Annotated in this window: 24 protein-coding genes; 13 read left to right on the top strand and 11 right to left on the bottom strand. The window is 72.5% G+C overall.

The genetic code is table 11. The features are described from left to right. Positions 1 to 504: 504 nt before the first annotated feature. The 5 genes from FK529_RS12420 to rfbD all read right to left on the bottom strand — a co-directional run bounded on the left by FK529_RS12420 (position 505) and on the right by rfbD (position 6,789). Positions 505 to 2,226 carry an MFS transporter gene (locus tag FK529_RS12420; RefSeq protein WP_158635110.1) on the bottom strand — a complete coding sequence of 574 codons (1,722 nt, stop codon included), beginning with the start codon at positions 2,224 to 2,226 and terminating at the stop codon, positions 505 to 507. 824 nt (positions 2,227 to 3,050) lie between these two features. Further along, complete coding sequence (locus FK529_RS12415; protein ID WP_146561541.1) at positions 3,051 to 3,851, bottom strand: SGNH/GDSL hydrolase family protein; 801 nt, start codon at positions 3,849 to 3,851, stop codon at positions 3,051 to 3,053. An 11-nt stretch (positions 3,852 to 3,862) separates the two neighbouring features. Beyond that, positions 3,863 to 4,966 carry a mannose-1-phosphate guanylyltransferase gene (gene manB, locus FK529_RS12410; RefSeq protein ID WP_146561539.1) on the bottom strand — a complete coding sequence of 368 codons (1,104 nt, stop codon included), beginning with the start codon at positions 4,964 to 4,966 and terminating at the stop codon, positions 3,863 to 3,865. Further along, positions 4,963 to 5,859 carry a glycosyltransferase family 2 protein gene (locus FK529_RS12405; protein ID WP_146561537.1) on the bottom strand — a complete coding sequence of 299 codons (897 nt, stop codon included), beginning with the start codon at positions 5,857 to 5,859 and terminating at the stop codon, positions 4,963 to 4,965. Before FK529_RS12405 ends, manB begins: the two co-directional genes overlap by 4 nt. Positions 5,860 to 5,868: 9 nt before the next feature. Next, positions 5,869 to 6,789: a dTDP-4-dehydrorhamnose reductase gene (rfbD, locus tag FK529_RS12400; protein WP_166436410.1), complete on the bottom strand. Its 921-nt coding sequence runs from the start codon at positions 6,787 to 6,789 to the stop codon at positions 5,869 to 5,871. Between the two features lie 124 nt (positions 6,790 to 6,913). Between rfbD and FK529_RS12395 the strand changes: the two genes are divergently transcribed. Further along, positions 6,914 to 8,713 (top strand): LCP family protein, encoded by a 1,800-nt coding sequence (locus FK529_RS12395; RefSeq protein WP_146561533.1) that lies wholly within the window; start codon positions 6,914 to 6,916, stop codon positions 8,711 to 8,713. Continuing rightward, positions 8,701 to 9,414 carry a TIGR03089 family protein gene (locus tag FK529_RS12390; protein ID WP_146561531.1) on the top strand — a complete coding sequence of 238 codons (714 nt, stop codon included), beginning with the start codon at positions 8,701 to 8,703 and terminating at the stop codon, positions 9,412 to 9,414. Before FK529_RS12395 ends, FK529_RS12390 begins: the two co-directional genes overlap by 13 nt. A 48-nt stretch (positions 9,415 to 9,462) precedes the next feature. On the opposite strand, the gene FK529_RS12385 is transcribed toward FK529_RS12390, so the two are convergent. The 3 genes from FK529_RS12385 to FK529_RS12375 form a co-directional block, all read right to left on the bottom strand. Continuing rightward, positions 9,463 to 10,623, bottom strand: a complete 1,161-nt coding sequence (locus FK529_RS12385; RefSeq protein ID WP_146561529.1) for an acyl-CoA dehydrogenase — start codon at positions 10,621 to 10,623, stop codon at positions 9,463 to 9,465. Between the two features lie 230 nt (positions 10,624 to 10,853). After that, on the bottom strand, positions 10,854 to 11,366 hold the full coding sequence (purE, locus tag FK529_RS12380; RefSeq protein WP_146561526.1) for a 5-(carboxyamino)imidazole ribonucleotide mutase: 513 nt from the start codon (positions 11,364 to 11,366) through the stop codon (positions 10,854 to 10,856). Next, positions 11,359 to 12,585, bottom strand: a complete 1,227-nt coding sequence (locus tag FK529_RS12375) for a 5-(carboxyamino)imidazole ribonucleotide synthase (RefSeq protein ID WP_438947193.1) — start codon at positions 12,583 to 12,585, stop codon at positions 11,359 to 11,361. The genes purE and FK529_RS12375 overlap by 8 nt, the downstream gene beginning before the upstream one ends. Before the next feature lie 116 nt (positions 12,586 to 12,701). Between FK529_RS12375 and FK529_RS12370 the strand changes: the two genes are divergently transcribed. Together FK529_RS12370 and FK529_RS12365 are read left to right on the top strand one after the other, a co-directional pair. Further along, the gene (locus FK529_RS12370; protein WP_146561522.1) at positions 12,702 to 13,244 is read left to right on the top strand and encodes a GtrA family protein; all 543 of its coding nucleotides are present in this window, start codon (positions 12,702 to 12,704) and stop codon (positions 13,242 to 13,244) included. A gap of 11 nt (positions 13,245 to 13,255) precedes the next feature. Beyond that, entirely contained in the window at positions 13,256 to 14,560 is a 1,305-nt protein-coding gene (locus FK529_RS12365; protein ID WP_146561520.1) for a sensor histidine kinase, read from the top strand. Positions 14,561 to 14,563: 3 nt separating this feature from the next. Here the strand turns inward: FK529_RS12365 and FK529_RS12360 are convergent, their stop codons facing one another. The 3 genes from FK529_RS12360 to FK529_RS12350 are packed head-to-tail and all read right to left on the bottom strand — an operon-like array spanning position 14,564 to position 16,602. Further along, positions 14,564 to 15,250 carry a response regulator transcription factor gene (locus FK529_RS12360; RefSeq protein ID WP_146561518.1) on the bottom strand — a complete coding sequence of 229 codons (687 nt, stop codon included), beginning with the start codon at positions 15,248 to 15,250 and terminating at the stop codon, positions 14,564 to 14,566. Further along, complete coding sequence (locus FK529_RS12355; RefSeq protein WP_146561516.1) at positions 15,247 to 15,792, bottom strand: PH domain-containing protein; 546 nt, start codon at positions 15,790 to 15,792, stop codon at positions 15,247 to 15,249. The genes FK529_RS12360 and FK529_RS12355 overlap by 4 nt, the downstream gene beginning before the upstream one ends. 3 nt (positions 15,793 to 15,795) lie before the next feature. Then, a complete protein-coding gene (locus FK529_RS12350; RefSeq protein ID WP_231703054.1) occupies positions 15,796 to 16,602 on the bottom strand; it encodes a biotin--[acetyl-CoA-carboxylase] ligase in 807 nt (268 codons plus the stop codon). A gap of 61 nt (positions 16,603 to 16,663) precedes the next feature. On the opposite strand from FK529_RS12350, the gene FK529_RS12345 reads away from it, so the two are divergent. The 9 genes from FK529_RS12345 (at position 16,664) to FK529_RS12305 (ending at position 26,700) form a co-directional block, all read left to right on the top strand. Beyond that, positions 16,664 to 18,316, top strand: coding sequence for an acyl-CoA carboxylase subunit beta (locus FK529_RS12345; protein ID WP_146561512.1), 1,653 nt, complete (start codon positions 16,664 to 16,666; stop codon positions 18,314 to 18,316). After that, a complete protein-coding gene (locus tag FK529_RS12340; protein WP_146561510.1) occupies positions 18,313 to 18,594 on the top strand; it encodes an acyl-CoA carboxylase epsilon subunit in 282 nt (93 codons plus the stop codon). Before FK529_RS12345 ends, FK529_RS12340 begins: the two co-directional genes overlap by 4 nt. A gap of 20 nt (positions 18,595 to 18,614) precedes the next feature. Continuing rightward, positions 18,615 to 19,244 carry a Maf family protein gene (locus tag FK529_RS12335; protein WP_205124387.1) on the top strand — a complete coding sequence of 210 codons (630 nt, stop codon included), beginning with the start codon at positions 18,615 to 18,617 and terminating at the stop codon, positions 19,242 to 19,244. A 262-nt stretch (positions 19,245 to 19,506) separates the two neighbouring features. Next, a complete protein-coding gene (locus FK529_RS12330; RefSeq protein ID WP_146561506.1) occupies positions 19,507 to 20,748 on the top strand; it encodes a phthiocerol/phthiodiolone dimycocerosyl transferase family protein in 1,242 nt (413 codons plus the stop codon). Positions 20,749 to 20,790: 42 nt separating this feature from the next. Next, positions 20,791 to 22,077, top strand: a complete 1,287-nt coding sequence (locus tag FK529_RS12325) for a phthiocerol/phthiodiolone dimycocerosyl transferase family protein (RefSeq protein WP_146561504.1) — start codon at positions 20,791 to 20,793, stop codon at positions 22,075 to 22,077. Further along, positions 22,074 to 22,781: a VC0807 family protein gene (locus tag FK529_RS12320; protein WP_231703053.1), complete on the top strand. Its 708-nt coding sequence runs from the start codon at positions 22,074 to 22,076 to the stop codon at positions 22,779 to 22,781. The genes FK529_RS12325 and FK529_RS12320 overlap by 4 nt, the downstream gene beginning before the upstream one ends. A gap of 1 nt (position 22,782) precedes the next feature. After that, positions 22,783 to 24,165, top strand: coding sequence for a glycosyltransferase (locus tag FK529_RS12315; RefSeq protein WP_146561501.1), 1,383 nt, complete (start codon positions 22,783 to 22,785; stop codon positions 24,163 to 24,165). A 1-nt stretch (position 24,166) separates the two neighbouring features. Then, positions 24,167 to 25,414 (top strand): phthiocerol/phthiodiolone dimycocerosyl transferase family protein, encoded by a 1,248-nt coding sequence (locus FK529_RS12310; protein ID WP_146561499.1) that lies wholly within the window; start codon positions 24,167 to 24,169, stop codon positions 25,412 to 25,414. Then, positions 25,411 to 26,700 carry a hypothetical protein gene (locus FK529_RS12305; protein ID WP_146561497.1) on the top strand — a complete coding sequence of 430 codons (1,290 nt, stop codon included), beginning with the start codon at positions 25,411 to 25,413 and terminating at the stop codon, positions 26,698 to 26,700. Before FK529_RS12310 ends, FK529_RS12305 begins: the two co-directional genes overlap by 4 nt. Positions 26,701 to 26,745: the final 45 nt, after the last annotated feature.

Raw genomic sequence — 26,745 nt, 5'->3', positions numbered from 1 at the left:
GCGGTGGGGCGACGCGACGCTGCTCGGTCCGGCGCGCGGGTGGCACCGGGGCGCCGGCCGACGGTGCGCGGCCGGGCGGGTCGGGTCGGGCACGCGGCGCAGGTTGCGCGGGCGACGAGGGCTGCGGGGGCTGCGGGGCCTGCACCGGCGGCCCGGACTTCGCCAGCTGCGGCGGCGTCGGTCGAGGCACGGTAGGCCGGGTCGCCGTCGGACGCGGCGCCGTCGGGGACGCCTGCGCGCGAACCCGCGAAGGCTGCGGCGTTCGCCGAGCCGGTGACGGCGCCGGCGCTGACGGCGATGACGTCGGCTGGGATTGCAGGCGCTCCGTCATCGGCTCCCGCGGCGCTGCGGGCAGCGACAGCGCCTGGGGGTGCGGGGTCGCCGCATCGGGTGCCGGAGCACGATCGGGCACGTACTCCCCGCGCGCCGGATCGAAGCGCATCGTCATCGGCTCGTCATCGCTCACGTCTTATCCTCGTCCCTGCCGTGATCCACTACCTCGGATCACCTGACGCTGCCGATGATCACGAGGAACGTGATCAGTCCCACGATCAGGCCGACCAGCGATACGTATCCGAGTACGAGCCCCGCGATCGCCATCCCGCGACCAGACTCGCCCGTCCTACGTATCTGGCTGAGCGCGATGTGCCCAATCGGGATCGCCCACACCCCGCCGATGATGCCCAGCACCAGCGCGGCGATCGCCATGCCGTTCGTCGCAGAAGATCCAGGACCTGTGATCGGCTCCCCCGATTGGGTGTATCCCACTACCTGCCGACTCGGGACGCGGTTCGCCACCTGGCGCTCTCGATCGTGCGCATCCACGTCGGCAAGATCGATCCCGCGCGTCTCGGGAGCGAGAAGCACTGCGACACCTGACACGGCAAGAGCGAGCACAATGGACGCTGAGAGCAGCCAGAACTGATTCGAATAGGTCCAGGCACCCCAGTCCGGCTCGACCCACTCCATGACGAACGGAACGAGTGATCCCGCGACGACGGGTACGACGTTCACGACCAGCGAGGTCCCCGAGAATCGGGATCTCGACGGGAAATACTCGCCGATGAATGCAGCGGCCGGCCCCCACATCATGGCGTGTCCGAGCGATCCAACGACAATCACCAGCGTAAACGCGGTGAGGCTACCTGACAGCAGCACAGGGAAGGCGACGAGCGCCCAGACGACCGACAGTCCGATTCCTGCCGCCAGAACAGGCCGCCGCCCAATCCTGTCCGAGGCCGCCCCCGCACCGATGATGAACCCGCAGTGCAGCACCGCCGCGAACAGCAGGACCCATCTGGTTTCCGACCATCCAGGACCTGCGAAAACCAAGGCGAAGCCGAGCAGGAAGAACAGGAACACCGATTCACCGAATCGCAGACCCGCTCCGTACAGAACACCACGCCAGCCGGAATCGAAGATGCCCGCGAATCCCGCTCCGAAATCCGCTCGATCGGCAATGCTGCGACGATCTCGGAAGACTGGCGACTCATCAACGATCCTCGGCAGCACGAGTGCGAGAACGACGGAAAGACCAGCGCCGAGCAGTACTACCGCACGCCAGACCCACTCGGCGAAGATGCCCTCCGGGAGGATCACGGTAGGAACCAACACAGCGGCGCTCGCCGCCGCGCTGCCCGCGGCCAGACCAGACTGAGAGAGGGCTGACCACATGCCTCGAAACCGTGCGGGTGCTCGTTCCGCAGCGTTCACCGACGCCCCGACCGAAAGCCCACCTATGGCAGCCATCTGCACCATGCGCAACAGCAGCACGATCACCGGTGCAGCGATTCCAATCGTGGAGTACGAGGGAACCAACGCCATCAGCATCGTGGCGACTGCGAGGATCGCCAATGCCAGCGCGGTCGCATATCGGCGCCCGCGCACGTCACCGATGTGCCCGAAGAACAGCCCGCCGACGGGCCGCACCAGGAACGGCACGAGATAGGTCATCGCCGTGGCGAGCACCAAGTCCTCCGCAAAAGGGAAGAACACGCTGGGGAACACGAGCGCGGTTAGCGTGCCGTACAGGAAGAGGTCGAACCATCCGAACGTGCTCGCCAGGAACTCAGGCCACGGGCCGCCTTCGCGCGGCGCGCGCGCCGATCCGCCGTCCCTTCCCGAGCGCGCGGCACTCGGGGAACCCGCCCCGCCCGCGGATGCCGGCGCGTAGGCGGGCAGTGGGGGACGCGGCGCCGGCAGTCTCTGCACCTGCGGTTGCTGCACGAAGGGACGCCCTACCGGAGGCATCGGACGAGTCCCCCTCGACGGCGCCGGTCCGGTTCTCGGCGGTACTGGCAGACGCTCGGGTGGGGCTGCCCGCACCGGCGGGGACGGCCGCACAGGACGCTGCTGCATCGCCGGTCCCGCCTGAATACGCTGCGTCCGAGGCTCACCGGGCTGAGAGCGAGCCTCGGGCTCTGCCTGCGGATACACACTCCCGTGGGATTGCGCCGGCCCGTTAGGCACGTACGCCCCGGCGGCCGGATCGAACCGCATCAACTTGGGCTCATCACCGCTCACGGGCACTCCCCATCACAGAGGCCATCCACACACACTTCACCGGACCAGCCTCATCGATCCTGCACAACCGAACAATCGTCTGATCGGATGACAGAACGCGGTCTGTAACCACCACCCGCGCACCACGCGCGAAACCCATCGACGAAACTCTGTCGCCGCCGCGCTAGACGACGTCAGCGCCAAGTACTGCAGCAGCAGGCGCCCGGACTATCCGCGCAGGCCAATTTCAGAATTCCAGCCCTCATCCACAACGCGGATACGGAAGGGCACTCGGCCCTCTCCACGGCCTCCCAGCGAGAATCAGTCAGTTAATCAATATTTCATAGCTCCAGCGGAAATGGCCCGCAAAATAACAGCTCCGATGCGACGGCTGCGACGTACAGACAGAGACAAATTCACGTGATCAGTGTTGTTGACTACAACGAATCGATCAACCATCTGAATGGATGACAGGGCGCAACCCTCTGGCATCCGTGTATTGCTTGGCCACGACCAGCAACGACCAGCCCTGACTACTCCGGCGTAGATCAGGACCCGTCGCCTACGGCCTCCGACACGTCCACCCCCGCCGGTCGCATCAGCGTCGGGTACTTCGGCGGCAGGCCGTCGCCGGTGGAGATGCCGCGCAGGCGGCGCGAGACCCACGGGTAGGCGAATTCGCGCCGCCACTTCCTCTTGATCTCGCGATCCTCCGCCGGCGTGATCACCGGCTCGGGCCCGAGATCGTCCGCCACGAGTGAATGCGGAACGCCCAGCACGTCGAGCACCTCGATCGCCATCCGCAGGTGTCCGGGCTGCGACATGTGGATGCGGTCGAACTCCCACATCCGCAGGTCGCGGTACTCCTTGAGCCGCCAGTAGTCGAGTAGCACGAGCCCCCGGTCGGACGCGATCTCGCGGACCAGTTCGTTGTAGATCGCGAAGCGTCCGCGGAGCGCGCCGAAGATCCCGCTGCCGTGCGTGTCGGCGGCCGTCCACACCACGACGGTCGCGCCGGAGTCGACGAGCCGACCCAGCATCGCGTCATAGGCCTCGACCACGGCGTCGACGTCGACCGACGGCCGGATGAGGTCGTTGGCGCCCGCGTACACGGTGACCAGATCCGGGGCCAGCTCCAGGCACGGCTCCACCTGCTCGGCGACGATCTGGTCCATCTTCTTGCCGCGGATCGCCAGGTTCGCGTAGCCGAACTCGGGCGAGCGCGCAGCCAGCACCTCGGCCACGCGGTCGGACCAGCCCCGGTACTCGTGCGTCCCCGTCGGATCGGGATCGCCGACGCCTTCCGTGAAGGAGTCCCCGAGCGCCACGTACCGCAGGAAGTCAGCCACCGCAGAAACTCCTATACGTCCGTCGAGAACCGCACGCCGCCGTCGGGCAGCTCGACGCCGGGCCAGACGCGCGCGCCGTGCAGCAGTTCGCACCGGGCGCCGACGGACGCACCGTCGCCGATGACTGCCTCCCGGATGCGCGCCCGCGGCCCGATGTGCGCGCCGAAGCCGACGATCGAGCGCTCGACGATCGCGCCGGCCTCGATCCGCACCCCGTCGAAGACGACCGCCCCGTCGAGCCGGGCTCCCGCCCCGATCTCCGCGCCCCGCCCCACGACGGACCCGCCGATCACCAGCGCGCCGGGCGCGACGGAGGCGCCGGGGTGGATGAGGCACTCGCCGCGCCCGCCGTCGAGGGCGGCCGACGGGGCGATCCCCCGCACCAGGTCCGAGCTGCCCGCGACGAAGTCGTCGGGCGTGCCCATATCGCGCCAGTAGCCGTAGTCGACGTGGCCGTAGAGGCGTCGGCCGCCGTTGAGGAGCGCCGGGAAGACCTCGCGCTCGACGGACACCGGGCGGCCCACGGGGATCTCCTCGATCACCGAGCGCTTGAAGACGTAGCAGCCGGCGTTGATCTGGTCCGTCGGCGGGTCCTGGGTCTTCTCGAGAAAAGCGGTGACCCGGCCCGAGGCGTCGGTGGGCACGCAGCCGAAGGCACGGGGATCCGGCACGCGCACCAGGTGCATCGTGACGTCGGCGTCCTTCTCCCGGTGCGTGTTCACGACGGCGCGGATGTCCGATCCGCCGAGCACGTCGCCGTTGAAGACCAGCACGGTGTCGGCCGTGAGCGCCGACAGCACGTTGCGGATGCCGCCCCCGGTGCCCAGCGGCTCCGTCTCGACGACGTACGAGAGCTCGAGCCCCAGCTCGGAGCCGTCGCCGAAGTACTCCTCGAAGACCTCGGCCTTGAACGACGTGCCGAGCACCACGCGGCGGATGCCCGCGTCGCGGATCCGCGAGAGCAGGTGGGTGAGGAAGGGCTTGCCCGCCGTGGGCAGCATCGGCTTGGGTACCGACAGGGTGAGCGGGCGCAGGCGCGTGCCCTTGCCGCCCACCAGGATCACGGCCTCCACGTCGCTGAGGTCCACACCGGCGTCCTGATCCACCGAGGTCATCTTTCCCCTTCTCGTCTCCGCGTCGCCGCGAGAACACTGACCCGCGAGCGCGCGGCCAGCCCCACCTTCATCGCCGCACGCAGGGGCGCGGCAGCCGGACCGGGGTGCCGGTCGGCGAAGAACCGGTACGCGGAGTCGTGGTGCGCAGGGAGCATGAGCTCCGGCACCTTCCCGGCCGCGTGCCCCTTGGCGTGCACGATCTCCGCCGTCGGGACGTAGACATTGCTCCAGCCGGCCCGCGCCAGACGGTCGCCGAAGTCGACGTCCTCCATGTACATGAAGTAGCGGTCGTCGAAGCCGCCGATCTCCGCGAACGCCTCGGTCCGCACGAGTAGGCAGGAGCCGCTCAGCCAGCCGGCCGCCCGCTCGGCGACCTCGGCCTGCGACTGCTGGTACGCGCGGGTCCACGGGTTCGACTTCCAGACGGTGCCGAGCAGCGCGTGCCCGATCCCGAAGCGCATGCTGGGCACGTTCCGCGCCGACGGGTAGACGGAGCCGTCGGGGTCGCGGATCAGGGGGCCGAGGGACCCGGCCTCGGGGTGCCGGGCGGCCGCCGCGATGAGGGCGTCGATCGAGCCGGGCCCGAAGACCACGTCGGGGTTGCTGATGAGCAGGAAGTCGAGCGCATCGAGGTCCAGGCGCGTGGTGGCGAAGTTGATCGCGCCGCCGTAGCCGAGGTTGGCGCCGGTGCGCAGCAACTCGACTCCCGGGTGGGCGGCCTCGGCGGCCTCGGGCGCCCCGTCGACGGAGCCGTTGTCGGCCATGAGCACGCGGGGCGCGGGGCCGGAGTAGGCGCCGCCCAGGCTGGTCAGGAAGTTCTCGAGGTGCTCGCCCGGCGAGTAGGTGACGGTGACCACGGCGATCGCGGGGGTCGTTGTGTCGGTTCCGGGCACCCGGCCAGGTTACCGGGCGGGGTGCGACGGTAACGACAGGCCGGTCCCCGGCGGCGCGCCCAGCGCCCGGTCCAGGGCGTCGCGCCAGTCCGGCAGCGGCGCCAGTCCCCAGGCGCTCCAGGCGGCGGCGGAGAGCACCGAGTAGGCGGGCCGCGGCGCGGGCCGCGGGAATTCCGCGGTGGTGCAGGGCGACACCCGCGCGGCGTCCGCGCCGGCGCGCGCGAAGACACGGCGGGCCACGTCGAACCAGGTGGCGGCCCCACCGCCCGCGGCATGCAGCACCGCGCCGGGGCGCTCCGGCTCCCGGGCGAGGAGGAGGGCGAGGTCCAGCAGACCCACCGCGAGATCGGGGGCATAGGTGGGCGAACCGGTCTGGTCGTCGACGACCTTCGGATCGACGCCGCCGTCGGCCAGGCGCCCCATCGTTCCGACGAAGTCCGGTGCCCACGCGCCGTCCGCTCCGCGCCCGGTGTAGACCCACGCGGTCCGCACCACGACGGTCCGCGGGTCGGCGGCGCGGGCGGCCTCCTCGCCGGCCAGTTTGGTGCGCCCGTACACGCTCGACGGTCCCGTCCGGTCGCCCGGCTCCCAGGGGCGCGGCGGCTCCGGGGCGGGACCGAAGACATAGTCCGTCGAGACGTGCACCAGTCGCGCGCCGGCATCGGCGCACCGGGCCGCGAGCAGCCCGGGCGCGACGCCGTTAAGGGCCTGCGCGGCGTCCGGTTCGGACTCCGCCGCGTCGACGGCGGTGTGCGCCGCGCAGTTGATCAGCACCGTCGACGGTCCCAGCGCGAGCTCGGCCACGGACCGTGCCGATGTCACGTCGAGTTCCCCGCGGCCCAGGGCGCGGGCTGCGATTCCCCGCGCCGCGGCGCCCGCTACCAGCGCCGAGCCCACCTGCCCGGCCGCGCCGGTGATCACCAGTTCCACCCCGCGAACGGTACGTGACGGCCGCGTCTGCGGAGCCTTCACATGTCGAGTCGGTACCGTTATGGAGATGTGACTCTGCGGACCGAAGCAGTCGGCCCGCCCTTTCGACGTTGAGGAGTGGTGGGTGTCCGACAGCCCCAGCCGACGCGGCGCGCGCCATTCCCGGAGCGCCGACGCCAAGCGCACGGCCGCCAAGCGCGCCGCCGACGAACGCGCGGCCGACAAACGCGCTGGTGCAGGACGCTCTGGCGCCGATCGCGCGGATGCGCGGGCCGACGGCGACCGCGCGACGACGCGACGCCGGAGCGTCCGCGCCGAGAACGAGGGCGACGGTGCGCAGCCCCCGCGGGCCCGGCCCATCCCCCGCCCCGGCGATCTCTCGGTCGACACCCGCGAACGGCTGCAGCGCAGCGGCAAGGCTCTCATCGCGCTGATCACGGCGATCGTGCTCGTGGTCACCGGCGTCGCCTGGTTCTGGTGGTCCCGCTTCGCCGGCGACATCGCCCGCGGCCCCAGCATCGCGGCCAAGCCCGACGGTGCCACCGACATCCTCCTGGTCGGCACGGACTCGCGCACCGACGCCAAGGGCAATCCGCTGACGAGACAGGAGCTGGCGCGGCTGAACGCGGGCGTCGACGACGGCACCCTGAACACCGACACCATCATCCTCATCCGCATCCCCAACGACGGGAAGTCGGCCACCGCCATCTCGATCCCCCGTGATGCCTATGTGGCGATTCCCGACCAGGGCAAGGGAAAGATCAATTCCGCCTTCGCCGGCGCGGCCAACGTCACTCGGGACAAGGAGCTGGCACAGGGCGTCGACGAGAAGACCGCGGTGCAGAAGGGTAACGAGGAGGGCCGCAAAGCGCTCATCGAGACTGTCGCGGACCTCACCGGTGTGTCGGTCGATCGATACGCGGAGATCGGCCTCTACGGATTCTCGCGCCTCACCGACGCGGTCGGCGGAGTCGACGTCTGCCTGAAGAAGCCGGTGAACGACCCGTTCTCGGGCGCCCGGTTCAGGTCCGGCAAGCAGACCCTCCGGGGACCGCAGGCGCTGAGCTTCGTACGCCAACGCCACGGGCTGCCCCGCGGCGACCTCGACCGGGTCACCCGGCAGCAGGTCTTCATGGCCTCGCTCGCGAGCAAGATCCTCTCCACCGGCACCCTGACCAGCCCCGGCAAGCTCAGCCAGTTGCAGAACGCGATGACCACCTCGGTCACCCTCGACCAGGAGTGGGACGTGATGGGCTTCGCGAAGGAACTGGCGAACCTCTCCGCCGGCAACATCAAGTTCTCGACCATTCCGGTGGTCCGCGACGACGGGTGGAGCGACGACGGGCAGCAGTCCGTGGTCGTCGTCGACCCGAAGCAGGTCCATGCGTACGTGGCCGGTCTGCTCGGCGATTCGAAGCCGGAGAAGCCGAAGGCGACCTCCGCCAGCTCATCACCGGCGGTGCCGTCGGTGAATCGCGCCTCCTACACGGTGGACGTGGTGAACGGGGGCACGACCTCGGGCCTCGCGAGCAGTGTCTCGACGTTCCTCGGCGGCAAGGGCTTCGCGCAGGGGTCCACCGGCAACGCCTCGACGGCCGAGTCGTCGTCCAGCGCGCAGAGCGCGGTCCTGGCGAGCTCGGCGAACGACCAGGGAGCGAAGGCCGTGGCCGCGCTGCTCGGCGGCCTCCCCGTGGTCGCGAGCGGGGCGGTGCAGTCCGGGCGCGTCAAGGTCCTGATCCAGAACGGTTACACCGGGCCCGGATCGTCGAGCGACTCCGGCTCGGGCTCCGCGGCGACGACCACGTCGATCCCGCCGGGCATGACCGAGGCGCTCGACCCCAGCGAGGCGGCGCGCATCAGCTCGCTGCTCAACCGCCCGGGCTTCACCGCCCAGCAGGACGGGGGCGTGCCGTGCGTGGACTGACCGTCACCGACCGGCTGCTCGTGCCGATCGTCCAGGCCGACGGGGCCGCGCCCCGGTTCACCTGGTACGACGATGCCACCCACGCCCGGATGGGCCTCTCGGCGATCACGCTGGGCAACTGGGCCGCCAAGTGCGGCAATCTGCTGCGCGACCAGTACGGCCTCGGACCGGGCGACCCCGTCGGGGTACTGCTGCCGGCGCACTGGCAGACCGCGGGGATCCTGTTCGGCGCCTGGTGGGCGGGCTGCGAGGTCCGCTTCGGCGAGCCCGGCGACGTGACCTTCTGCGCGCCGGACCGGATCGACGAGGCCGGCGACTCCGACGAGATCCTCGCCGTGGGCCTCGACGCCTTCGGACTGGCTGTGCCGGACCTGCCGCCGGGCATCGACGACTACACCACCGAGGTGCGCGTGCACCCCGATGCCTTCACACCGGGCGGCGCAGCCGCGGACGTCCCGGTGCTCGCCGGCGACCCGGCGGAGATCGTGCTGGCCCGCTCGACGGCCCTGGCCGCGTCCGCCGGCTACGCCGCGGGCGACCGCGTGCTCTCCACGCGGGAGTGGCGCACCGTCGACGATCTGTACGACGGCCTGCTCGCGCCCCTCGCCGCCCCGGCCTCGGTCATCCACGTCGCCCACCCGGATCCGGCGACGCTGGCGGACAAGTTCGCGACCGAGAAGGCCACCGCCCGCGTCGCCTGATCCGCGCGACGTGCGCGGATCAGGCGGCGGGCGTGGGTGCGAGCGGTGTCAGCGCAGCAGCTGGCGGCTCATGACGAGGCGCTGCACCTGGTTGGTGCCCTCGTAGATCTGGGTGATCTTGGCGTCGCGCATCATCCGCTCGACCGGGAAGTCGCGGGTGTAGCCGGCGCCGCCGAGGAGCTGCACGGCGTCGGTGGTGACGTCCATCGCGACGTCGGAGGCGAAGCACTTCGACGCGGAGCTGATGAAGCCGAGGTTCTTCTCGCCACGCTCGGCGCGGGCGGCGGCGGTGTAGACCATGAGGCGGGCGGCCTCGAGGCGCATCGCCATGTCGGCGACCATGAACTGGATGCCCTGGAACTCGGAGATGGACTTGCCGAACTGCTTGCGGTCCTTGATGTAGTCGATCGCGACGTCGAGGGCGCCCTGCGCGATGCCGACGGCCTGCGCGCCGATGGTGGGGCGGGTGTGATCGAGGGTCTGCAGCGCGGTCTTGAAGCCGGTGCCCTCCTCGCCGATCATGCGCATCGCGGGGACGCGGCACTCCTCGAAGGCCAGCTCGGCGGTCGGGCTGCCCTTGATGCCGAGCTTGTGCTCGTAGCCGGTGACCGAGAAGCCGGGGTCGTCCTTGTGCACGATGAAGGAGCTGATGCCGTTGGCGCCCTTCTCGGGGTCGGTGACGGCCATGACGGTGTACCAGGTGGACTTGCCGCCGTTGGTGATCCAGCACTTGGAGCCGTTGAGGACCCACTCGTCGCCGTCCTTGCGCGCGCGGGTGCGCATCGACGCCGCGTCGGAGCCGGCCTCGCGCTCGGAGAGGGCGTAGGAGGCCATGGCCTCGCCGTTGGCGAGCGACGGCAGCACGTGCTGCTTGAGCTCCTCGGAGCCGTTGAGGATCAGGCCCATGGTGCCGAGCTTGTTCACGGCGGGGATCAGCGAGGAGCTGCCGCAGGCGCGGGCCACCTCCTCGATGACGATGCAGGTGGCGACCGAGTCGGCGCCCTGGCCCTCGTACTCCTCGGGCACGTGGATGGCGTTGAAGCCGCTGGCGACCAGCGCGTCGAGCGCCTCCTGCGGGAACCGCTCCTTCTCGTCGACGTCCTTGGCGTGCGGCGCGATGTCGCGCTCGGCGAGCGCCCGGATGGCGGCGCGCAGTTCCTCGTGCTCCTCGGGGAGCTGGAACAGGTCGAAGTCGGGGTTGCCAGCCATGGGGGCCTCCATCAGCGTCTACGTGTTTGGTCCGCGCTGATTGTATCCATGCCCCTCCCGCGGTCAGTTAGTCGCACGTAACCAGCATTTCGACGGTCCGCTTGTCCCCGGGGACACCGCGCACCTCCGCCGAGCCCCGCGCCACGCCCGCCGCCGCCTCCCCCCGACTTAACAGCGTTAGCCCAGAACGCTTCCTGGGACTTCGTGTGCATCGCGTGCTACCTACCCCGTCAGCCCTCCAGGAGCTTGCGCCGCAGCGCCTCGTCCTTGTCGAGCACCATCTTCTCCAGGTCGGCCTGGAAGGCCGCCATGCGAGCGCGCAGCGCGGGGTCGGCGGCGCCGAGGATGCGGACGGCCAGGAGCCCGGCGTTGCGGGCACCGCCCACGGACACCGTCGCCACGGGGATGCCCGCGGGCATCTGCACGATCGACAGCAGCGAATCCATGCCGTCGAGGTGCTTGAGCGGAACGGGCACGCCGATCACGGGCAGCGGCGTCGCGGAGGCCACCATGCCGGGCAGGTGCGCGGCGCCGCCGGCGCCCGCGATGATCACCTCGATGCCCCGGTCCGCGGCGCCCTTCGCGTAATCGAGCATCCGCTGCGGCGTGCGGTGCGCCGAGACGACGCCCACCTCGAACCGGATCCCGAACTCGGCGAGCGCCTCGGCGGCGGCCTCCATCGTCGGCCAGTCCGAGTCGCTGCCCATGATCAGGCCCACCCGGGGGCCGGAAGACTCAGCCATGCACGCTCCATCCATCGGTCCACTCCGCGGTCGCCATCCAGTGCGCCGCGCGTTCCGCCCGCTCCCGCAACTCCGCCACGTAGGCGGGGTCGTCCCGGTCACCGTCGGGCGCGCCGACGAGGTTGACGTGCCCCACCTTGCGGTCCGGGCGGCCCTCCTTGCCGTACAGGTGCACGTGCGCCTCGGGCATCCGGGCCATGAGGTGGTGCAGTCGCTCGTCGACGCCCATCGCGGGCTCCGACGGTGCGCCGAGCACGTTCGCCATGACGGTGAGCGGCGCGGTCGCGGCCGTGTCGCCCAGCGGATAGTCGAGCACGGCCCGCAGGTGCTGCTCGAACTGACTGGTCACGCAGCCGTTCATCGACCAGTGACCCGAGTTGTGCGGGCGCATCGCGAGCTCGTTGACCAGCATCTCGCCCGACGGCGTCTGGAACAGCTCGACGGCCATCACGCCGACGACGCCCAGCTCGTTCGCGAGCCGCAGCGCGAGCGACTCGGCGAAGGAGGCCTCCTCGTCGGAGAGGTTCGGGGCGGGCGCGAGCACCACGGCGCACTGCCCGTTCCGCTGCACCGTCTCCACGACGGGCCAGGTGGCGCCCTGCCCGAACGGCGACCGCGCGACCATCGCCGACAGCTCGCGCACCATCTCGACCCGCTGCTCGGCGAGCAGCTGCACCCCACCGGCGAGCTGCTCGTCGGCCACCGCGACCGCCTCGGACAGGGTGTCGGGCAGCCACACGCCGCGCCCGTCGTAGCCGCCCCGCACGGCCTTGAGCACGACGGCACCGTCGAACCGCTCCCAGAAGGCCTCGACATCGGCGGCGCCGGCGATCTCCGCGAAGCCCGGCACGGGCGCGCCGAGTTCGGCCAGACGGTGCCGCATCGCCAGCTTGTCCTGCGCGTACAACAGCGCCTGCGGCGGCGGATTGACCGTGACGCCCTCGGCCTGCAGCTGCAGCAGGTGCTCGGTGGGCACACCCTCGTGGTCGAAGGTCAGCGCGTGCGCCCCGGTCGCAACGCGGCGCAGGTCCTCGATGCGGTCGTGATCGCCGAGGACCACGTCGGCGCACACCTGCGCCGCGGGCTCGTCGGGCGCGGCGGCCAGGACGCGCAGCGACTGGCCCAGCGCGATCGCGGCCTGATGGGTCATACGGGCCAGCTGGCCTCCACCGACCATCGCCACCACGGGCCGCGCCCGGCGCGATTGAACATCACTCACCCCTCCATAATCGCAGGTCCACGACGCTGCGGACGCGCCCGGCACGGGCGAAGCCCCCGGTTCGACCACGTCACACTCGCCGCGGTACTATTCACGGTTCCGTTAGAGTGGCGCACGTGGCTTTCATCGAGGCGATTCTGGATCGCACCCCGGCACCGCTCCGCGGTCTCGTCATGCAGCACCACGAGCTGATCAAGTTCGCCATCGTGGGCAGCACGACCGCGGTGTTCGACCTCGCCATCTTCTACGGCCTGGTCCTCACGGTGCTGGACGAGAAGCCGACGGTCGCGAAGATCTTCTCCGGCGTCTGCGCCGTGATCCTGTCGTACATCCTCAACAGCGAGTGGAGCTTCAAGCACCGCGGCGGCCGGGAGAAGCACCACGAGGCGCTGCTCTTCTTCGCGATCTCGGGCATCGGCGTGCTCATCATGGCCGCCCCCATCTTCATCGCGAACAACTTCTTCCACCTGCGCGACGTCGACTCGAAGACCACGCTGATCATCGTTGACTTCGTGCTCAACTACATCGTGGGCAACCTGCTGCAGATGACCTTCCGGTTCTGGGCGCTGCGCCGCTACGCCTTCCCCGAGGACATGCGCGAGGCGCCGGTCGCGGAGTCGATCCCCGACGACGAGACCAGCGCGTCCGCCGACCGCTGAGTCCCCCGGGCGTGCGGTACCGGATCCTCCGCTCGACCATCGCGGTCGTGGCGGTCACCGGCCTGTTCCTGGGCCTGCCGCTCATGTTCTACACCTGGCGCTGGCTCGACGACACGGCCCGCACCGACCTCCAGCACCGGCTGCAGCAGGCCTCCTCGGAGATCCTCCTCCAGGCGCAGCGCACCGGCGTCGCCGACGAGCCCCCGGTCGAGGCGCTGCGCCTCCTGGTCCCCGCGGACGGCCGCCTCGTGCTCAACTACACCGACCGGACCGGCGCCGCACGGGAGCTGGCCGTCGGCCGGGACCCGCTCGAGCGCGCCATGGTCGAGGGCACCTCACTCGGAGACGCCGGGATGCTGCGGATCGAGCAGGATTACGCCGGGGTCCGCGACGACCAGATCCGGGCGCTGAGCATCGAGCTCATCGTCATGGTGCTGTCGCTCACCGCGGGCGTCGTGGTCGCCGCCGTCACCGCCAGCCGCGTCGCCGACCCCGTGCAGGAGGTCGCCGGCCGCGCGCAGCGCCTCGCAGACGGCGACTTCCGGCCCGATCCGCACCGGCACGGCATCGAGGAGCTCGACCGCGTGCTCGACGTGCTGGACACCGCGACGGTCGAGATCGCCGACCGGCTGCAGCGCGAGCGGCAGATCGTCGGCGACGTCTCGCATCAGCTGCGGAGCCGCCTCACCGCGATCCACATCCGGCTCGACGAGCTGACCCTGCACCCCGATCCCGACGTGGTCTCGGAGGCGCGCGCCGCCCTCGACCAGGTCGACCGGCTCACCTCGTCGGTCAGCGACATGGTGCTGATGTCCCGCGCCGAACGGTCGCCGCAGGGTCCGGTCGACGTCCGGGCCGAGATCACTCCCCTACTGGCCGATCTCGCCCCGTCGTTCGACCGGGCGGGCAGGCGCCTCACGGTGCTTCCGCCCGACGGTCCGCCGCTCCCCGCCCGGGCCACGGCGACGCGGGTGCGGGAGGCGGCGGCCGTGCTGGTCGACAACGCGCTGGAGCACGGCCGCGGGGAGGTGACGGTGCGGCTCGGCTCGGTCGGCAAGCACACCGTGCTGGTCACAGTCACCGACGAGGGCTCCGGCATCTCCGACGGGGACGCGCAGCGCATCTTCCAGCGCGGCTTTTCCGCGGGCGACGGCACCGGGGTCGGCCTGGCACTGGCCCGTGCCTTCATCGAGGGCGATGGCGGCCGCCTGCAGTTGCAGAGCCGCAGGCCGACGACCTTCGCGATGTTCCTGCCCGCGGCCGCGCCCGGGGCCGAGCCGGAGGTGCCGGTCGTGCGCGAACCGGAGCCCCGCTGAGCGCTACTCGGCGTCGAACCGGAAGCCGACCCCGCGGACGGTGACGATCCGCCGGGTGGTTCCGGTGTCGTCGCCGATCTTCCGGCGCAGCCAGGAGATGTGCATGTCGAGGGTCTTGGACCCGCGCAGGTCGGAGTCACCCCAGACCTCGGCGAGGATCTCCTCGCGCGAGAGCAGCCGCCCGGCGTGCTCCATGAGGAAGCGCAGTAGCTCGAACTCCTTGTTGGCCAGGGCCACGTCGGCACCGTCGACGGTCACCCGCCGCGCCGTGGAGTCGAGGCGGATGCCGCCGGCCTCCACGACCTCGGGGGCGTCCGGGGCCGGGTTGCTGCGGCGCAGCAGCGCGCGCGTGCGGGCCATGAGCTCGAACATGCGGAAGGGTTTGCCCACGTAGTCGTCGGCGCCCGCGTCGAGACCCACCACGAAGTCCATCTCGTCAGTCCGGGCGGTCAACATGAGCACCGCCAGCTCGGGCCGCACGGCGCGCACCTCGCGGCACACCTCCAGGCCGTCCAGCTCCGGGAGCCCGAGATCGAGGATGAGCAGCGCGTACTCCTCGTCGATCGCGCGCCGGAGCGCGTCGGTCCCCGTGTCGGCGACGGTCACCTCGTAGCCCTCGCGCGAGAGCGCCCGGGCCAGGGGGGTGGCGATCGCCTCGTCGTCCTCGGCCAGGAGCACCCGCGTCGTCATGACCGCCGAGGATACTCCGCCGAGCGGGCGTCGCGGCTGCGGTAGTCGTCGGCGTCGTCGAGCGCGTCGACGATGAGCGCGTGCGTCGCGGCGATCCGGGGCACGTCGGGGAAGTCGAGCGGGTCCTCGCCGGCCGATTCCACGGTGAGCACGCCGCTGCGCAGGGCCCGGTCGAGGAGCCGCTGGTGGTACTGCACCGAGTTGATCCGGCGCAGCGGGATGTCGATGCCGCGGCGCCGCACGATGCCGGAGCGGAACATGATCCGCAGATCGGTGACCACGAGGTGGGTGGCGCGCCAGATCGCCCACGGCCGCGCCGTCCACCAGCCGACCACCAGGACCCACACCACGACGATCGCGAGCAGCAGCCAGTCCGGGAGCGCGCCGTCGAGCTTGGCGCGGGTGAGCAGGCCGAGCGCGACGCCCGCGGCGGTGCACGCCGCGAACAGTACGAGGACCGGCACGATCATCCGCGTGGCCTGCGGGCGGGTGTGCAGGAGGATCCGCTCGTCGTCGACGAGGGCCTTCGCCGGGAAGCCCACGTCTCAGGCCGGCCGCAGGTGGGTCACGTCGCCGGCGGAGAGCACGTGCCGCGTCCCGGCGGCGTCCCGCACCACGATGCGCCCCTCGGCGTCCACGTCGACGGCGGTCCCGCGCACCACCTCGTCGGCGGGGAGCGTGACCGTGACCTCCTGCCCGACGGTGACGCACGCGGCCAGGTAGTCGGCGCGGACGGCGGCGGGGTCGTCGGTCCAGGCGGTCAGCCCCGCGTCGAGGTGCCGCAGGTAGGCGATGGCCAGCGCGGTGCGGTCGGGGTCCTCGGCGCCCGCGAGCTGCAGCGAGGTGGCCGTGTCCACCGGCACGTCAGCCGCGGCGAGGGTGGTGTTCAGGCCCGTCCCGATCACGGCGACGAGGTTCCCGCCGGGAGCGGTGGCCAGCTCGGAGAGGATGCCGGCCGTCTTGCCGCCCCGCTTGCCCTCCGAGGCCTCGACGAGCACGTCGTTCGGCCACTTGAGGCCCGCGCTCAGGCCCGTCACCTCGCGCACCGCGGCCACGGCGGCGACGCCGGTGACCAGCGAGAGCCAGCCGGCGCGGGGCGTGGCGCCCGGGGGCACGGCCACGGTCACGGAGATGGACAACTGCGTGCCGGACGGCGCCGACCACGAGCGCTGGTGCCGGCCTCGGCCCGCGGTCTGCACGTCCGCGATGAGCACGCGGCCGGGCTCGTCGCCCGCGCGGACGCCGTCGGCGAGGTCGGCGTTGGTCGAGCCGGTAGTGGGCACCACCGACACCTGGTGCCAGCGCGTGCCGCGCACGGCTGCGGCGATCGCCGTCTGATCGGGAAGCACCACGACCTCCTCCTTCGATGGGCTGTGCGGTTCGGAATCGACTCTATTGGTTAGAGTCGGGTTCATGACGAGTGCCTCCACCACCGACGGCGCCTCCGGCGGCAACACCGCTGACGCCGAGCCCAGCATCCACACCACGGCCGGCAAGCTGGCCGCCTTCCGCAAGAAGGACGCCGAGGCGCTGGTCCCGATGGGCCAGGGCGCCATCGACAAGGTGCACGAGAAGGGGCGGCTCACGGCCCGCGAGCGCGTGCTCGCGCTGCTCGACGAGGGCTCGTTCGTGGAGCTGGACAAGCTGGCCCAGCACCGCTCGACGAACTTCGGCATGGCCGCGCGCCGCCCCGTCGGCGACGGCGTGGTGGCCGGCTACGGCACCATCGACGGCCGCGAGGTGTGCGTCTTCAGCCAGGACTCGACCGTCTTCGGCGGCTCGCTCGGCGAGGTCTACGGCGAGAAGATCGTCAAGGTCATGGACCTGGCCACCAAGTCGGGACGCCCGCTGGTCGGCATCATCGACGGCGCCGGCGCCCGCATTCAGGAGGGCGTCGTCTCGCTCGCCCTCTATTCGCAGATCTTCTTCCGCAACACGCAGGCCTCGGGAGTCATCCCGCAGATCTCGGTGGTGATGGGCGCGGCCGCCGGCGGCCACGTCTACTCCCCCGCGCTGACCGACTTCGTGGTCATGGTGGACCACGAGAGCCAGATGTTCATCACCGGCCCCGACGTGATCAAGTCGGTGACCGGCGAGGAGGTCACCAAGGAGGAGCTGGGCGGCGCCCAGACCCACATGACCAAGTCGGGCACGGCGCACTACGTCGCCTCGGGCGAACAGGACGCGCTGGACTACGTCCGCGAGCTGCTGACCTACCTGCCGTCGAACAACCGCGCCGAGGCCCCGCGCTTCGTCCCGACGGACCCGCTCACGGGCTCGATCGAGGAGTCGGTCAACGACGAGGACCGCGAGCTGGACACGCTGATCCCGGACTCCCCGAACCAGCCGTACGACATGCGCGAGGTCATCCGCCGCCTGCTCGACGACGACGACTTCCTCGAGATCCAGCCGCAGCGCGCGATGAACATCCTCGTCGGCTTCGGCCGCATCGACGGCCGCAGCGTCGGCATCGTCGGCAACCAGCCGACGCAGCTGGCCGGCTGCCTCGACATCGACGCCTCGGAGAAGGCCGCCCGCTTCGTGCGCTTCTGCGACGCCTTCAACATCCCCATCGTCACGCTGGTCGACGTGCCCGGCTTCCTGCCCGGCACCGGCCAGGAGTACGACGGCATCATCCGCCGCGGCGCGAAGCTGCTCTACGCCTACGGCGAGGCCACCGTCCCGAAGATCACGGTGGTCACCCGCAAGGCCTACGGCGGCGCGTACTGCGTGATGGGCAGCAAGGACATGGGCGCCGACATCAACCTCGCGTGGCCCACCGCCCAGTTCGCCGTGATGGGCGCGGGCGGCGCTGTCGGCTTCGTCTACCGCAAGGAGCTCGCCGAGGCCGCCGACAAGGGCGAGGACGTCGAGGCACTGCGCCTGAAGCTGCAGGCGGAGTACGAGGACACCCTGGTCAACCCGTACGTGGCGGCCGAGCGGGGCTACGTCGACGCGGTGATCCCGCCGTCGCACACCCGCGGCCAGATCGTCACGGCGCTGAACATGCTCGAGCGCAAGGTGGTCGCCACCCTGCCCAAGAAGCACGGGAACATCCCGCTGTGAGCGCAGCAGGGAAGGACGGAGAGGCCGTGACTCCGAACCCCGCCGACGTCGAGAAGCTCAGGGCGACCATCCGGTTCGAGCGGGGCAACCCGTCGGACACGGACGTCGCCGCCGTCGTCGCGGTGCTCGCCGCGGCCACCGGCTCGGCGCCGCAGACCGGGCCGGAGGGCCCGACGTCGCTGTGGGGCGATGTCCGCGACCGGATGCGTCCGCTGTACTTCAACGGCCCCAACGCCTTCACCAGCCAGACGCCGCTCTTCTGGACCAAGGGGACCTGATTCCCGCTCCCGTGCGGCTCGTGCTCGCGTCGGCGTCGCCGGCGCGGCTCTCGGTGCTGCGCGCCGCGGGCACGTCGCCGCTGGTCTCGGTCTCGCAGGTCGACGAGGACGCGATCCTCGCCGAGCTGGGGCCCGATGTCGCGCATGAGGACGCCGTCGCGGCGCTGGCGCGGGCGAAGGCGCGTGACGTGGTCGAGCGGATCCGCGCGGAGGAGCCGCTGCCGGGCCGGGCCGTGGTGATCGGCTGCGATTCGATGCTGTCCATCGACGGCGAGCTCGTCGGCAAACCGCACACCCCCGAGGTCGCGGCGGCGCGCTGGCGGGCGATGCGCGGCCGCACGGGCCGCCTCCTGACAGGGCACTGCGCGATCCTCCTCGACGACGGTGCCGTGGCCGGCGAGTCCGGCGGCACCGGGTCGACGACGCTGCGCTTCGGCGCACCCTCGGAGGAGGAGATCGACGCCTACGTCGCGACGGGCGAGCCCCTGCAGGTGGCCGGCGCCTTCACTCTCGACGGCCTCGGCGGCTGGTTCGTCGAGGGCATCGACGGCGACCCCAGCTCGGTCATCGGTATCTCCCTCCCGCTGACCCGGCACCTGCTGGGCGAGCTCGGCGTCTCCCCCGTCGCGCTGTGGCCGGATCGGGTCTGACCCCCGTCTCGGACGTGGTGGACCTCACAGGACCGGGGGACGAACTTTCGTAAGCATCGCGTTAAATCCGCGCGATCTGCACGTTTCCCCAGCTGAGAACCGCAATCGAGGCTTTCCTCGCATATGCCGTTCACGCTGCAAGAACATCGGACCATCCGTCCTTCGCGCCCTTCGCCAACCCTGGTCAAGAGTCCGGGAGCGTGACGAGCAACACCGCTCGTTCGTCTCGCGAAGGGAATGCACGCCGTCTTAGCGTCATCCCATGACCACGACGCTCCGCCCCCTCGCCTCCTCCGAGATCGGCTTCGTGGGCCCGTACCCCACCACGTGCGCCTTCGAACTGACCGTGCGCGGCCCGCTGGACACCGATGCCCTGGACGACGCCTTCGCCGCGCTGCGTGCCGAGCACCCCGCGCTCGACGCCGCCGTCGCGTCCACCGGCGACGGCTACGCCTTCGTCGCGCCCGCCGGCGGCGCCACCGTCACCGCCGGTCCGGGGGCACCGCTGGTCGATCCCGCGGCGGCGCTCGCCCGCCTGCAGGTCGTCCCGCTCGGCGACCGGCACCGCGTCGCGCTCGCGGTCAACCACGCGCTCGCCGACGGCACCCACCTGTACGCCCTCCTGCGCCGGCTCTGGTCGCACTACGGCGCACTGGTCGCCACCGGCTCGACGGAGCTCGCGGCGCCGCAGCCCTTTCCCCGCTCGGCGCAGCGGATCCTCGCCGACCTCGACGTCCCCAAGGTCAGCACCGGCCGGGCCCGGCTCGACGGCGCGCGGTGGTACGGCAGCGCGCCCACCTCGGGCCCGCGCGGCGCGGACGCGACGCTTCCCGAGACGACCTCGCTGCGCTTCTCGGCCGACACCACCGCGGGGCTGCTCGCCGCCGCCGAGGGCGTCGGCCTGAACGCCCTGCTCTCCGGGATCCTGCTCACCGCCGAACGAGCCGGCTTCGTCGACGAGGATCCGGCGGCGCCCGTCCGGATCGGCGCGATGACGCTCGTCGACCTGCGGCGCCGGGTGCGCCCGCTGCTCGACCCCACCGAGGTGACCAACTTCGTCGGTGCCTCGTACGCGGCCCCCGAGCTCACCTCCGACTCCGACCCTGCGACCGTCGGCGACGAGCTCGCCCGGACGGTCCGCCGCGACGTCCGGGGCGGTCGAGCGCTCACGGCCCTCGCCGTCGCCGCCGCGCCGGGTGAGGCATCCGAGCCGCCCGTGGTGCTCAGCAACCTCGGACCGCTCGCCGTGGAGCTGCCCGACGGCCTCGTCGCGGAGGACCTGCGGCCCGTGCTGTCCATGGACTCCGTGGGGCTCCACGTGCCCGCCGGGCCGCGGCGCCCCGCTCCGTCGGCCACGATCCACCAGGTCTCGACCTTCCGCGGCCGGCTCGGCATCGAGGCGATCACGCTGGGCGGCACGGCCTCCGCACAGGCCCGCGCCGCCGTCGCCGACCGCATCGACACCCTCGTCCACGCCGCGGCCCGCCGGGCACCCGCGGCCTGACGCCCGCCCGCCGCCGCCACCCGTCCAGAACAGGAGCCGCACATGCAGTACCACCGCGCACTCACCTTCTCCGAGGCCTCGTTCGTGCGGCCGACCTCGCGCGAGGTGATCGGCACGTCGTTCGAGCTGCGGGGCGTCGTCGACGGCACCGCGCTCCGGTCGGCCTTCACCGCCCTGCTGGAGGAGTACCCCGTGCTCGCGGCGCGGATCGTGGAGATCGCCGGCCGCCCCCACTTCGCGCCGGGCGACGCCGCCGTGGCCTCGGCGATCGGCTTCCACGAGAGCACCGCCCCGTGGACCGGGTACGAGCAGGCGCCGCCGTGGTTCGTCGGCTCCGAGCAGTTGGCGGCACTCTCGCTCATCGGGATCGGCGAGCGGCACCGGCTCACCCTGTGGGCCAGTCACGCCGCGACGGACGGCTCCGGCATCGTCGCGATCGCCGCCCGGCTGTTCGAGCTGTACACCGCACTGGCGAGCGGCGCGACTCCGATCATCCGGCGCGCCAAGGATTTCCCGGCCGAGCCGCACCTGGTGATGGCGGCGCGCGGGCACCTCCCGGAGGAGCTCGACTACGAGGAGCGGCTGGCAGGCACCGTCTGGCACGGCGCGGTACCGGCGGAGTTCCCGGACGATCCCGGCCCCGACGTCGACGACGTGCTGCGGGCCCGGTTCACGGCCGGCGAGACCACGGCGCTGGAGGCCGCCGCCCGCGGCCACGACGTCTCCTCGCACGCGCTGGTCAGCGGCCTCATCGCCCGCGCCGAGCTCGCCGAGTGCGCCGAGAACGCGACGGTGGCCCTGCTGACTCCGGTCGACTTCCGCGCCCGGATCACGCCGCCGATCCCGCTGCGATCGGTGACCGCGCTCTGCGGCTTCTCCTACGTCGCCGTCGGCGACGCCCCCACCCCCGAGATCGCCCGGACGGTGGCCGAGAGGATCCGCGCGGACGTGCGCGACGGCACCGTCCTGCGGACCGCCGTGAGCCCGATGCCCGACCCGCGGACCCGCCGCCACGGCCCGCCCGTCCTCATCAGCAACCTCGGCCCCGTCGCGGAGCCCGACGTGCCCGCCGGGCTCGAGGTCCTCGACTTCCACGCGCAGATCATCCGCAGCGCCGGCGGTCTTCGCGAGTACGCCGCCGGCCACACCGGGCCCGGCGCCCCGGCCGCGCCGATCGGCACCTCCTATCTCGTCTCCACCTTCGGCGGGCGCCTCTCGATCGAGCTGCGCGCCCTGCCCGGCACGCTCGATGCGGAGACTCGCCTGCGACTCCTCGACCGCATCACCGACGGTGCGCACGCGCTGCTCGAGATCGGCGCCGCCGCATGACGGTCCCTCTCGCCGATACCGAGTCGCCGCCCGCCCCGCCGGTGGCGCTGCTCGTCGACGTCGGGCTGCAGCTGGGCGTGTACTTCGCGCTGCGCTACCTGTTCGGTGTGGGTCAGCTGATCGCCCTCGTCACCGGTACCACCCTGGTCGCGCTCCGGATCCTGACCCGCTCGCTGGTGCGCCGCGCGGTCGACCCGCTCGAGCTGTTCACCCTCACCCTCCTCGCGTCGTCGATCACCGCGGCCGCGATCACGGGCAGCCCCCGCGTGATCCTCCTGGTGGAGACGGCGATCGGCGCGCTCATGGCCGTCGCCATCGCCGCCGGGCTGGTGCTGCGCCGGCGGGCCGTCGCGACGCTGATGATGCGGCTGACCGTGCGCGGCGACGCCGCGCGGGCCCAGCGGTGGAACCACAGCGTCCGCACCGAACGCCGGTGCGTCCGGGCGATCGGCGTCGTCGATCCCCTCTGGCTCGCCGCCGTCGCCGTCAGCACCGCCGCCTCGCTCACGGCGGCGGTGAGCCTGCCGATCGACTACGCGGTCGTCGCGTGCCAGGTCATCCCCCTGCTGGTCGCCGTCCCGGTGCTGCCGCTCACCCTGCTGCTCCTGCGCCCCGTCCGGGCCGCACTCGCCGGCAGCGCCGACGAGGCGCCCGACCGGGCGTCCCGGACCGAGCTCCTCCCGACCGTCGAAAGGACGAATTGACATGAAGGTCTGCATCCTCGCCATGGGGAGCCGCGGCGATGTCCAGCCGACGATCGCGATCGGGCTGGCGCTCCGCGCCCGTGGGCACGACGTGACCATCGCCGCGATGGGCGATCCGCTGGTGCGCCTCATCCGTTCGGCGGGCCTGGCGGCGCACCGGCTCAACGACTTCGTGCCCGACTACGACGACGACTACCGCGACGTCATCCACCGGCCGGTCGAGCGGATGCGGGCCTACGGTCGCTGGCTGGTGCGCAACATCGCGACCATCTCCCGCGAGACCGAGGTCGCGTGCCGCGACGCCGACGTGGTGCTGACGCACTCGGACGCCGTGGATTTCGCGCTGCCCATCACCCGTCGCAGCGGCGCGACGATCATCAGCTACCGGTTCTTCCCCGGCACCACCAACAGCGTCTACCCGATGACGCAGTACACCCCCGCAGGTCTGACCAGCGATGTCCTGTCCCGGTCGCCGCGGATGGTCAAGCGCGCGACGTGGGCCCTCGGCGATTCCTTCACCTGGACCCACGTGCGGGCGGCGGTGAACTTCCACCGGATGTCGGTCGGCGAGGCGCCGTACCGGTCGCGGCGCGCGAAGAACCGCGACGCCGACGAGATCGTCGACCTGCAGCTCTACGATCCCGCCCTGACCCCGGACCTGGTCCCCGAGTTCAGCCGCACCCGGCCGATGCTCGGCTTCCTCGAGGTGCCCGCGGACGCCTGGCTGCGCCAGGGCGAGCAGAAGCGCACGGACGCCGATCTCATGGCGTGGCTCGCGGACGGCGACGCCCCGATCTACTGGGGCTTCGGCAGCATGCGCATCGCCGACCCGGACGGTATGGCGCGCACGTTCGCCCGGGTCTGCGCGGAGCGGGGACGCCGCGGCCTGATCGTCGCCGGCTGGAGCGATCTGGTGGGAGCCGACCTCGGCGACCACGTCCGGGTCGTCGACGAGGTGGTGCACGCCGAGGTGCTGCCGCACTGCGCCGCCGCCGTCCACCACGGCGGGGCCGGCACCACCGCCGCGTCGCTGCGCGCCGGCCTGCCCACGCTCATCTGCCCCGTGCTCGCGGACCAGCCCTTCTGGGGGGCGCGGGTCACCGACCTCGGGATCGGGGCCTGCCTGCCGATGCGCAGTGTCACGGCCGAGCGCCTGCACACGGCGTTCGACCTACTGCTCGATCCGGCCACCCGCCGCCGCGCGCAGCGCATCGCGTCGCTGATCGACCTCGGCGACATCCCCGCCCGCCGCGCGGCGACGATCATCGAATCGATCGCCGAGGACGACGGCGTGAACGTGCGGACCGTCGCGGCGGTGCGGGCGCCGGACACCGTCGACTTCGACGCCGCCGACGTGGCCTCCCTCGCCGGACTGGAGGTGTGAGATGTCCCGACGCGCCCTGACCCCGCTCGAGATCCCCTACGTGCTCACGGGGACCACCTCGAGCGGCAGCTTCACCGTCCGCGGCCCGATGGACGCGGGCCGCCTGGCCCGCGCGTACGCCGACCTCCGCCGCGAACACCCCGTGCTCGCGGGCCGGATCGAGGCGCACGACCACGGCTTCGACCTGATCGCGCCCGACGCCGGGCCCGACGAGGCCACCGCGCCGATCCAGGTCGAGCTGCGCGCCTTCGCGCCCGGCGACGTGCGGCTCGGCGTCGACGCCGACGCGGCGATCGCGGCGGTGCAGCTCGTCTCCGACGGGGACCTGCACCGCGTCACGCTCGGGGTGAGCCACGCCGTCGCCGACGGGGCCCACGCCCTGTTCCTGAATCTGCGCCTGTGGGAGCTGTACTCCGGCGCGGAGGCCGCCGCGCCGGCCGGGCTCCCCGCCGCCCCGACCGAGCTGGCGGACCGCCTCGCGGCGGGAGCGCCGCCCGCGCCGTCCGTCGTCGACGTCGTTTCCACCGCGACGGTGCCCTCCCCGGCCGACGTCGACGCCGGCGACTTCGCCTTCGACCGGATCCGGCTCGATGCCGGGGCGACCGAGGCGGTGCGCCGGCGCGCCAAGGAGGCGGGCCTGAGCGTGCACGGGCTCCTCGCCGGGATCATCGTCGCCGCCGAGCGCGCCGAGCTCGACCGTCCCGCGGACGAGCCCGTGCCGCTCGCGGTCTTCAGCCCCGTCGACCTGCGGGCCCGCGCCGAGCCCGCCGTCCCGGCGGCCGCGGTCACCAACTTCGCGGGGTCGTCGACGGTGCCGGTCGCCGTGCGCGGCGACACGCCCCCCGAGGACATCGGCCGCGCGGTCCTCGCGGGGCTGCGCGCCGACCTCGCCGACGGCACCGTCGCCGCGGCGCTGGCGGGCGCCGCCCCGGTGACCGTCACCGGCGGGGTCCCCGTGCGGCTGAGCAACATCGGGGCGATCCCGGCCCCGTCGACCCCGGACGGTGTCACGGCGCTCGACTTCCACACGAGCTCCGAGGTCGACATCGAGCGGGTCCGGGCCCTGGTGCGGCACGCGCCGCCCGAGGCGCTGGCGCCGCTGGTCGGCCTGCACCATCACGCGCTCACCTTCGACGGCCGGTTGTCGATCGAGCTGCGGCACGCGCCGGGCACCCTCGCGCCCGACGCCGCCCGCCGCATCCGGGACCGGATCGCCTCCGGCCTCATCGGGGCGGGAGCCGCCGCGTGACGCCCGATCTGCTGGCCTTCGTCGACCAGGGCGCGGCCTCGGGCACCCGCGCGACCGGCCGTAACTCGCTCATCCAGGTGACCTGGATCTACGACGACGGCGTCGCGCTCGCCGGTCTCGACCGCTTCCGCGACGCGCTCACCAGCGGCCTGCTGGGCCGCCGGATCGCCCACTCGCCGCTGCCCTTCGGCCGGGATCGCTGGGTGGCCACCACCGCGGCGCCGCGGGTCGCCGTCGAGGCCGCACCGCGGCCCCGCACGGCGATCGACGACTGGCTCGACGAACGCGCCGCCGCGCCGATCGATCCCTGGTCGGGGCCGGGGTGGCACCTCGGGGTGCTGCCCCTGACCGACGGGGGGTCCGCGGTGACCCTGGTGGTCTCGCACGTCCTCGCCGACGGGGTGGGCACCGCGACCGCCGTCGCGGAGGCCGCGCTGGGCGTTACCCGCGACCTGCCCTATCCGCGCGAGGCGGCGGCCCCCCTCCGCGCCGCCCGTCGCGACGCCGCCCGGGCCGCCCGGGAGCTGCCGGCCGCGGTGCGGGCCGCGGCGACGGCCACCCGCCTCGCGCGGGGACGCCTCGAGCACGACGGCGGCGGGTCGACGGGCCCCGCGCCGGCGCACCCCGTCGGGCCCGACCGCTGGGCCGTCGCGCACCTCGACCGCACGGCGCTCGGGGCGCGGGCGGCCGCGGCCGGCGGCACCGAGTCGACCCTGCTGGTCCAGGCCGCCGCACGGATCGCCGCCGGCCTCGGCTGGGTGCGGCCCGACGGGCGGGCCGTCCTCGGCCTGTCCGTGAACCGGCGCGAGGACGGCGACCTGCGGGGCAATGCGATCGTCGACGCCGAGCTCCCCGTCGATCCGGCGCCGGGCCCCGAGGGCGTGGCGGCCCTGCGCGCGGACGTCAAGGCCGTGCTGGGCGCACTCCCGGACGCCGGGCGCTACGACGCCTTCGGCCCGCTGCTGACCCTGCTGCCGCGCCGTACCCTGGCCGCGCTCATCGACGCGCCGCCGGATCCGGCGCACCCGGTCACCACCTGCGCCGGCGTCGGTGCCCTGCCCGCGCCGGTGCGCGCGCCCGACGGCACCCCCGCGGACCGCACCTGGTTCCGCCTGGCATGGTCCGCGCTGCCCGGCCGGATCGCGCCGCCGCGGCCGCCGTACCTCTACGTCGGGTGGACGGGCACCGAGGCCGAGACCTCGCTGTTCGTCGCGAGCAACCTCGCGTCGGCCGCGGACCTGCGCGGCGTGATCGACCGGTCGGTCCCCGAGCACGCCCACCACTGAGCGCCCGAACCCGCGCCGACCGGGGTCGCCGCGACGCGGCCGGGC

Origin of the sequence: Tsukamurella asaccharolytica (assembly GCF_007858435.1) — a bacterium.
In the GTDB taxonomy this organism is placed as follows: Bacteria; Actinomycetota; Actinomycetes; order Mycobacteriales; family Mycobacteriaceae; genus Tsukamurella; species Tsukamurella asaccharolytica.
This window is presented reverse-complemented; position numbering and strand designations above follow the sequence as displayed.

Bases quoted from the DNA above. Each gene is read 5' to 3' on its own strand.
- manB (WP_146561539.1), bottom strand. From the start codon at position 4,966: ATGACCTCGGTGGATCAGGACGCCGGTGTGGACCTCAGCGACGTGGAG.
- FK529_RS12345 (WP_146561512.1), top strand. From the start codon at position 16,664: ATGACGAGTGCCTCCACCACCGACGGCGCCTCCGGCGGCAACACCGCT.
- FK529_RS12315 (WP_146561501.1), top strand. From the start codon at position 22,783: ATGAAGGTCTGCATCCTCGCCATGGGGAGCCGCGGCGATGTCCAGCCG.
- FK529_RS12360 (WP_146561518.1), bottom strand. From the start codon at position 15,250: ATGACGACGCGGGTGCTCCTGGCCGAGGACGACGAGGCGATCGCCACC.
- FK529_RS12325 (WP_146561504.1), top strand. From the start codon at position 20,791: ATGCAGTACCACCGCGCACTCACCTTCTCCGAGGCCTCGTTCGTGCGG.
- FK529_RS12385 (WP_146561529.1), bottom strand. From the start codon at position 10,623: ATGGCTGGCAACCCCGACTTCGACCTGTTCCAGCTCCCCGAGGAGCAC.
- purE (WP_146561526.1), bottom strand. From the start codon at position 11,366: ATGGCTGAGTCTTCCGGCCCCCGGGTGGGCCTGATCATGGGCAGCGAC.
- FK529_RS12330 (WP_146561506.1), top strand. From the start codon at position 19,507: ATGACCACGACGCTCCGCCCCCTCGCCTCCTCCGAGATCGGCTTCGTG.
- FK529_RS12310 (WP_146561499.1), top strand. From the start codon at position 24,167: ATGTCCCGACGCGCCCTGACCCCGCTCGAGATCCCCTACGTGCTCACG.
- FK529_RS12320 (WP_231703053.1), top strand. From the start codon at position 22,074: ATGACGGTCCCTCTCGCCGATACCGAGTCGCCGCCCGCCCCGCCGGTG.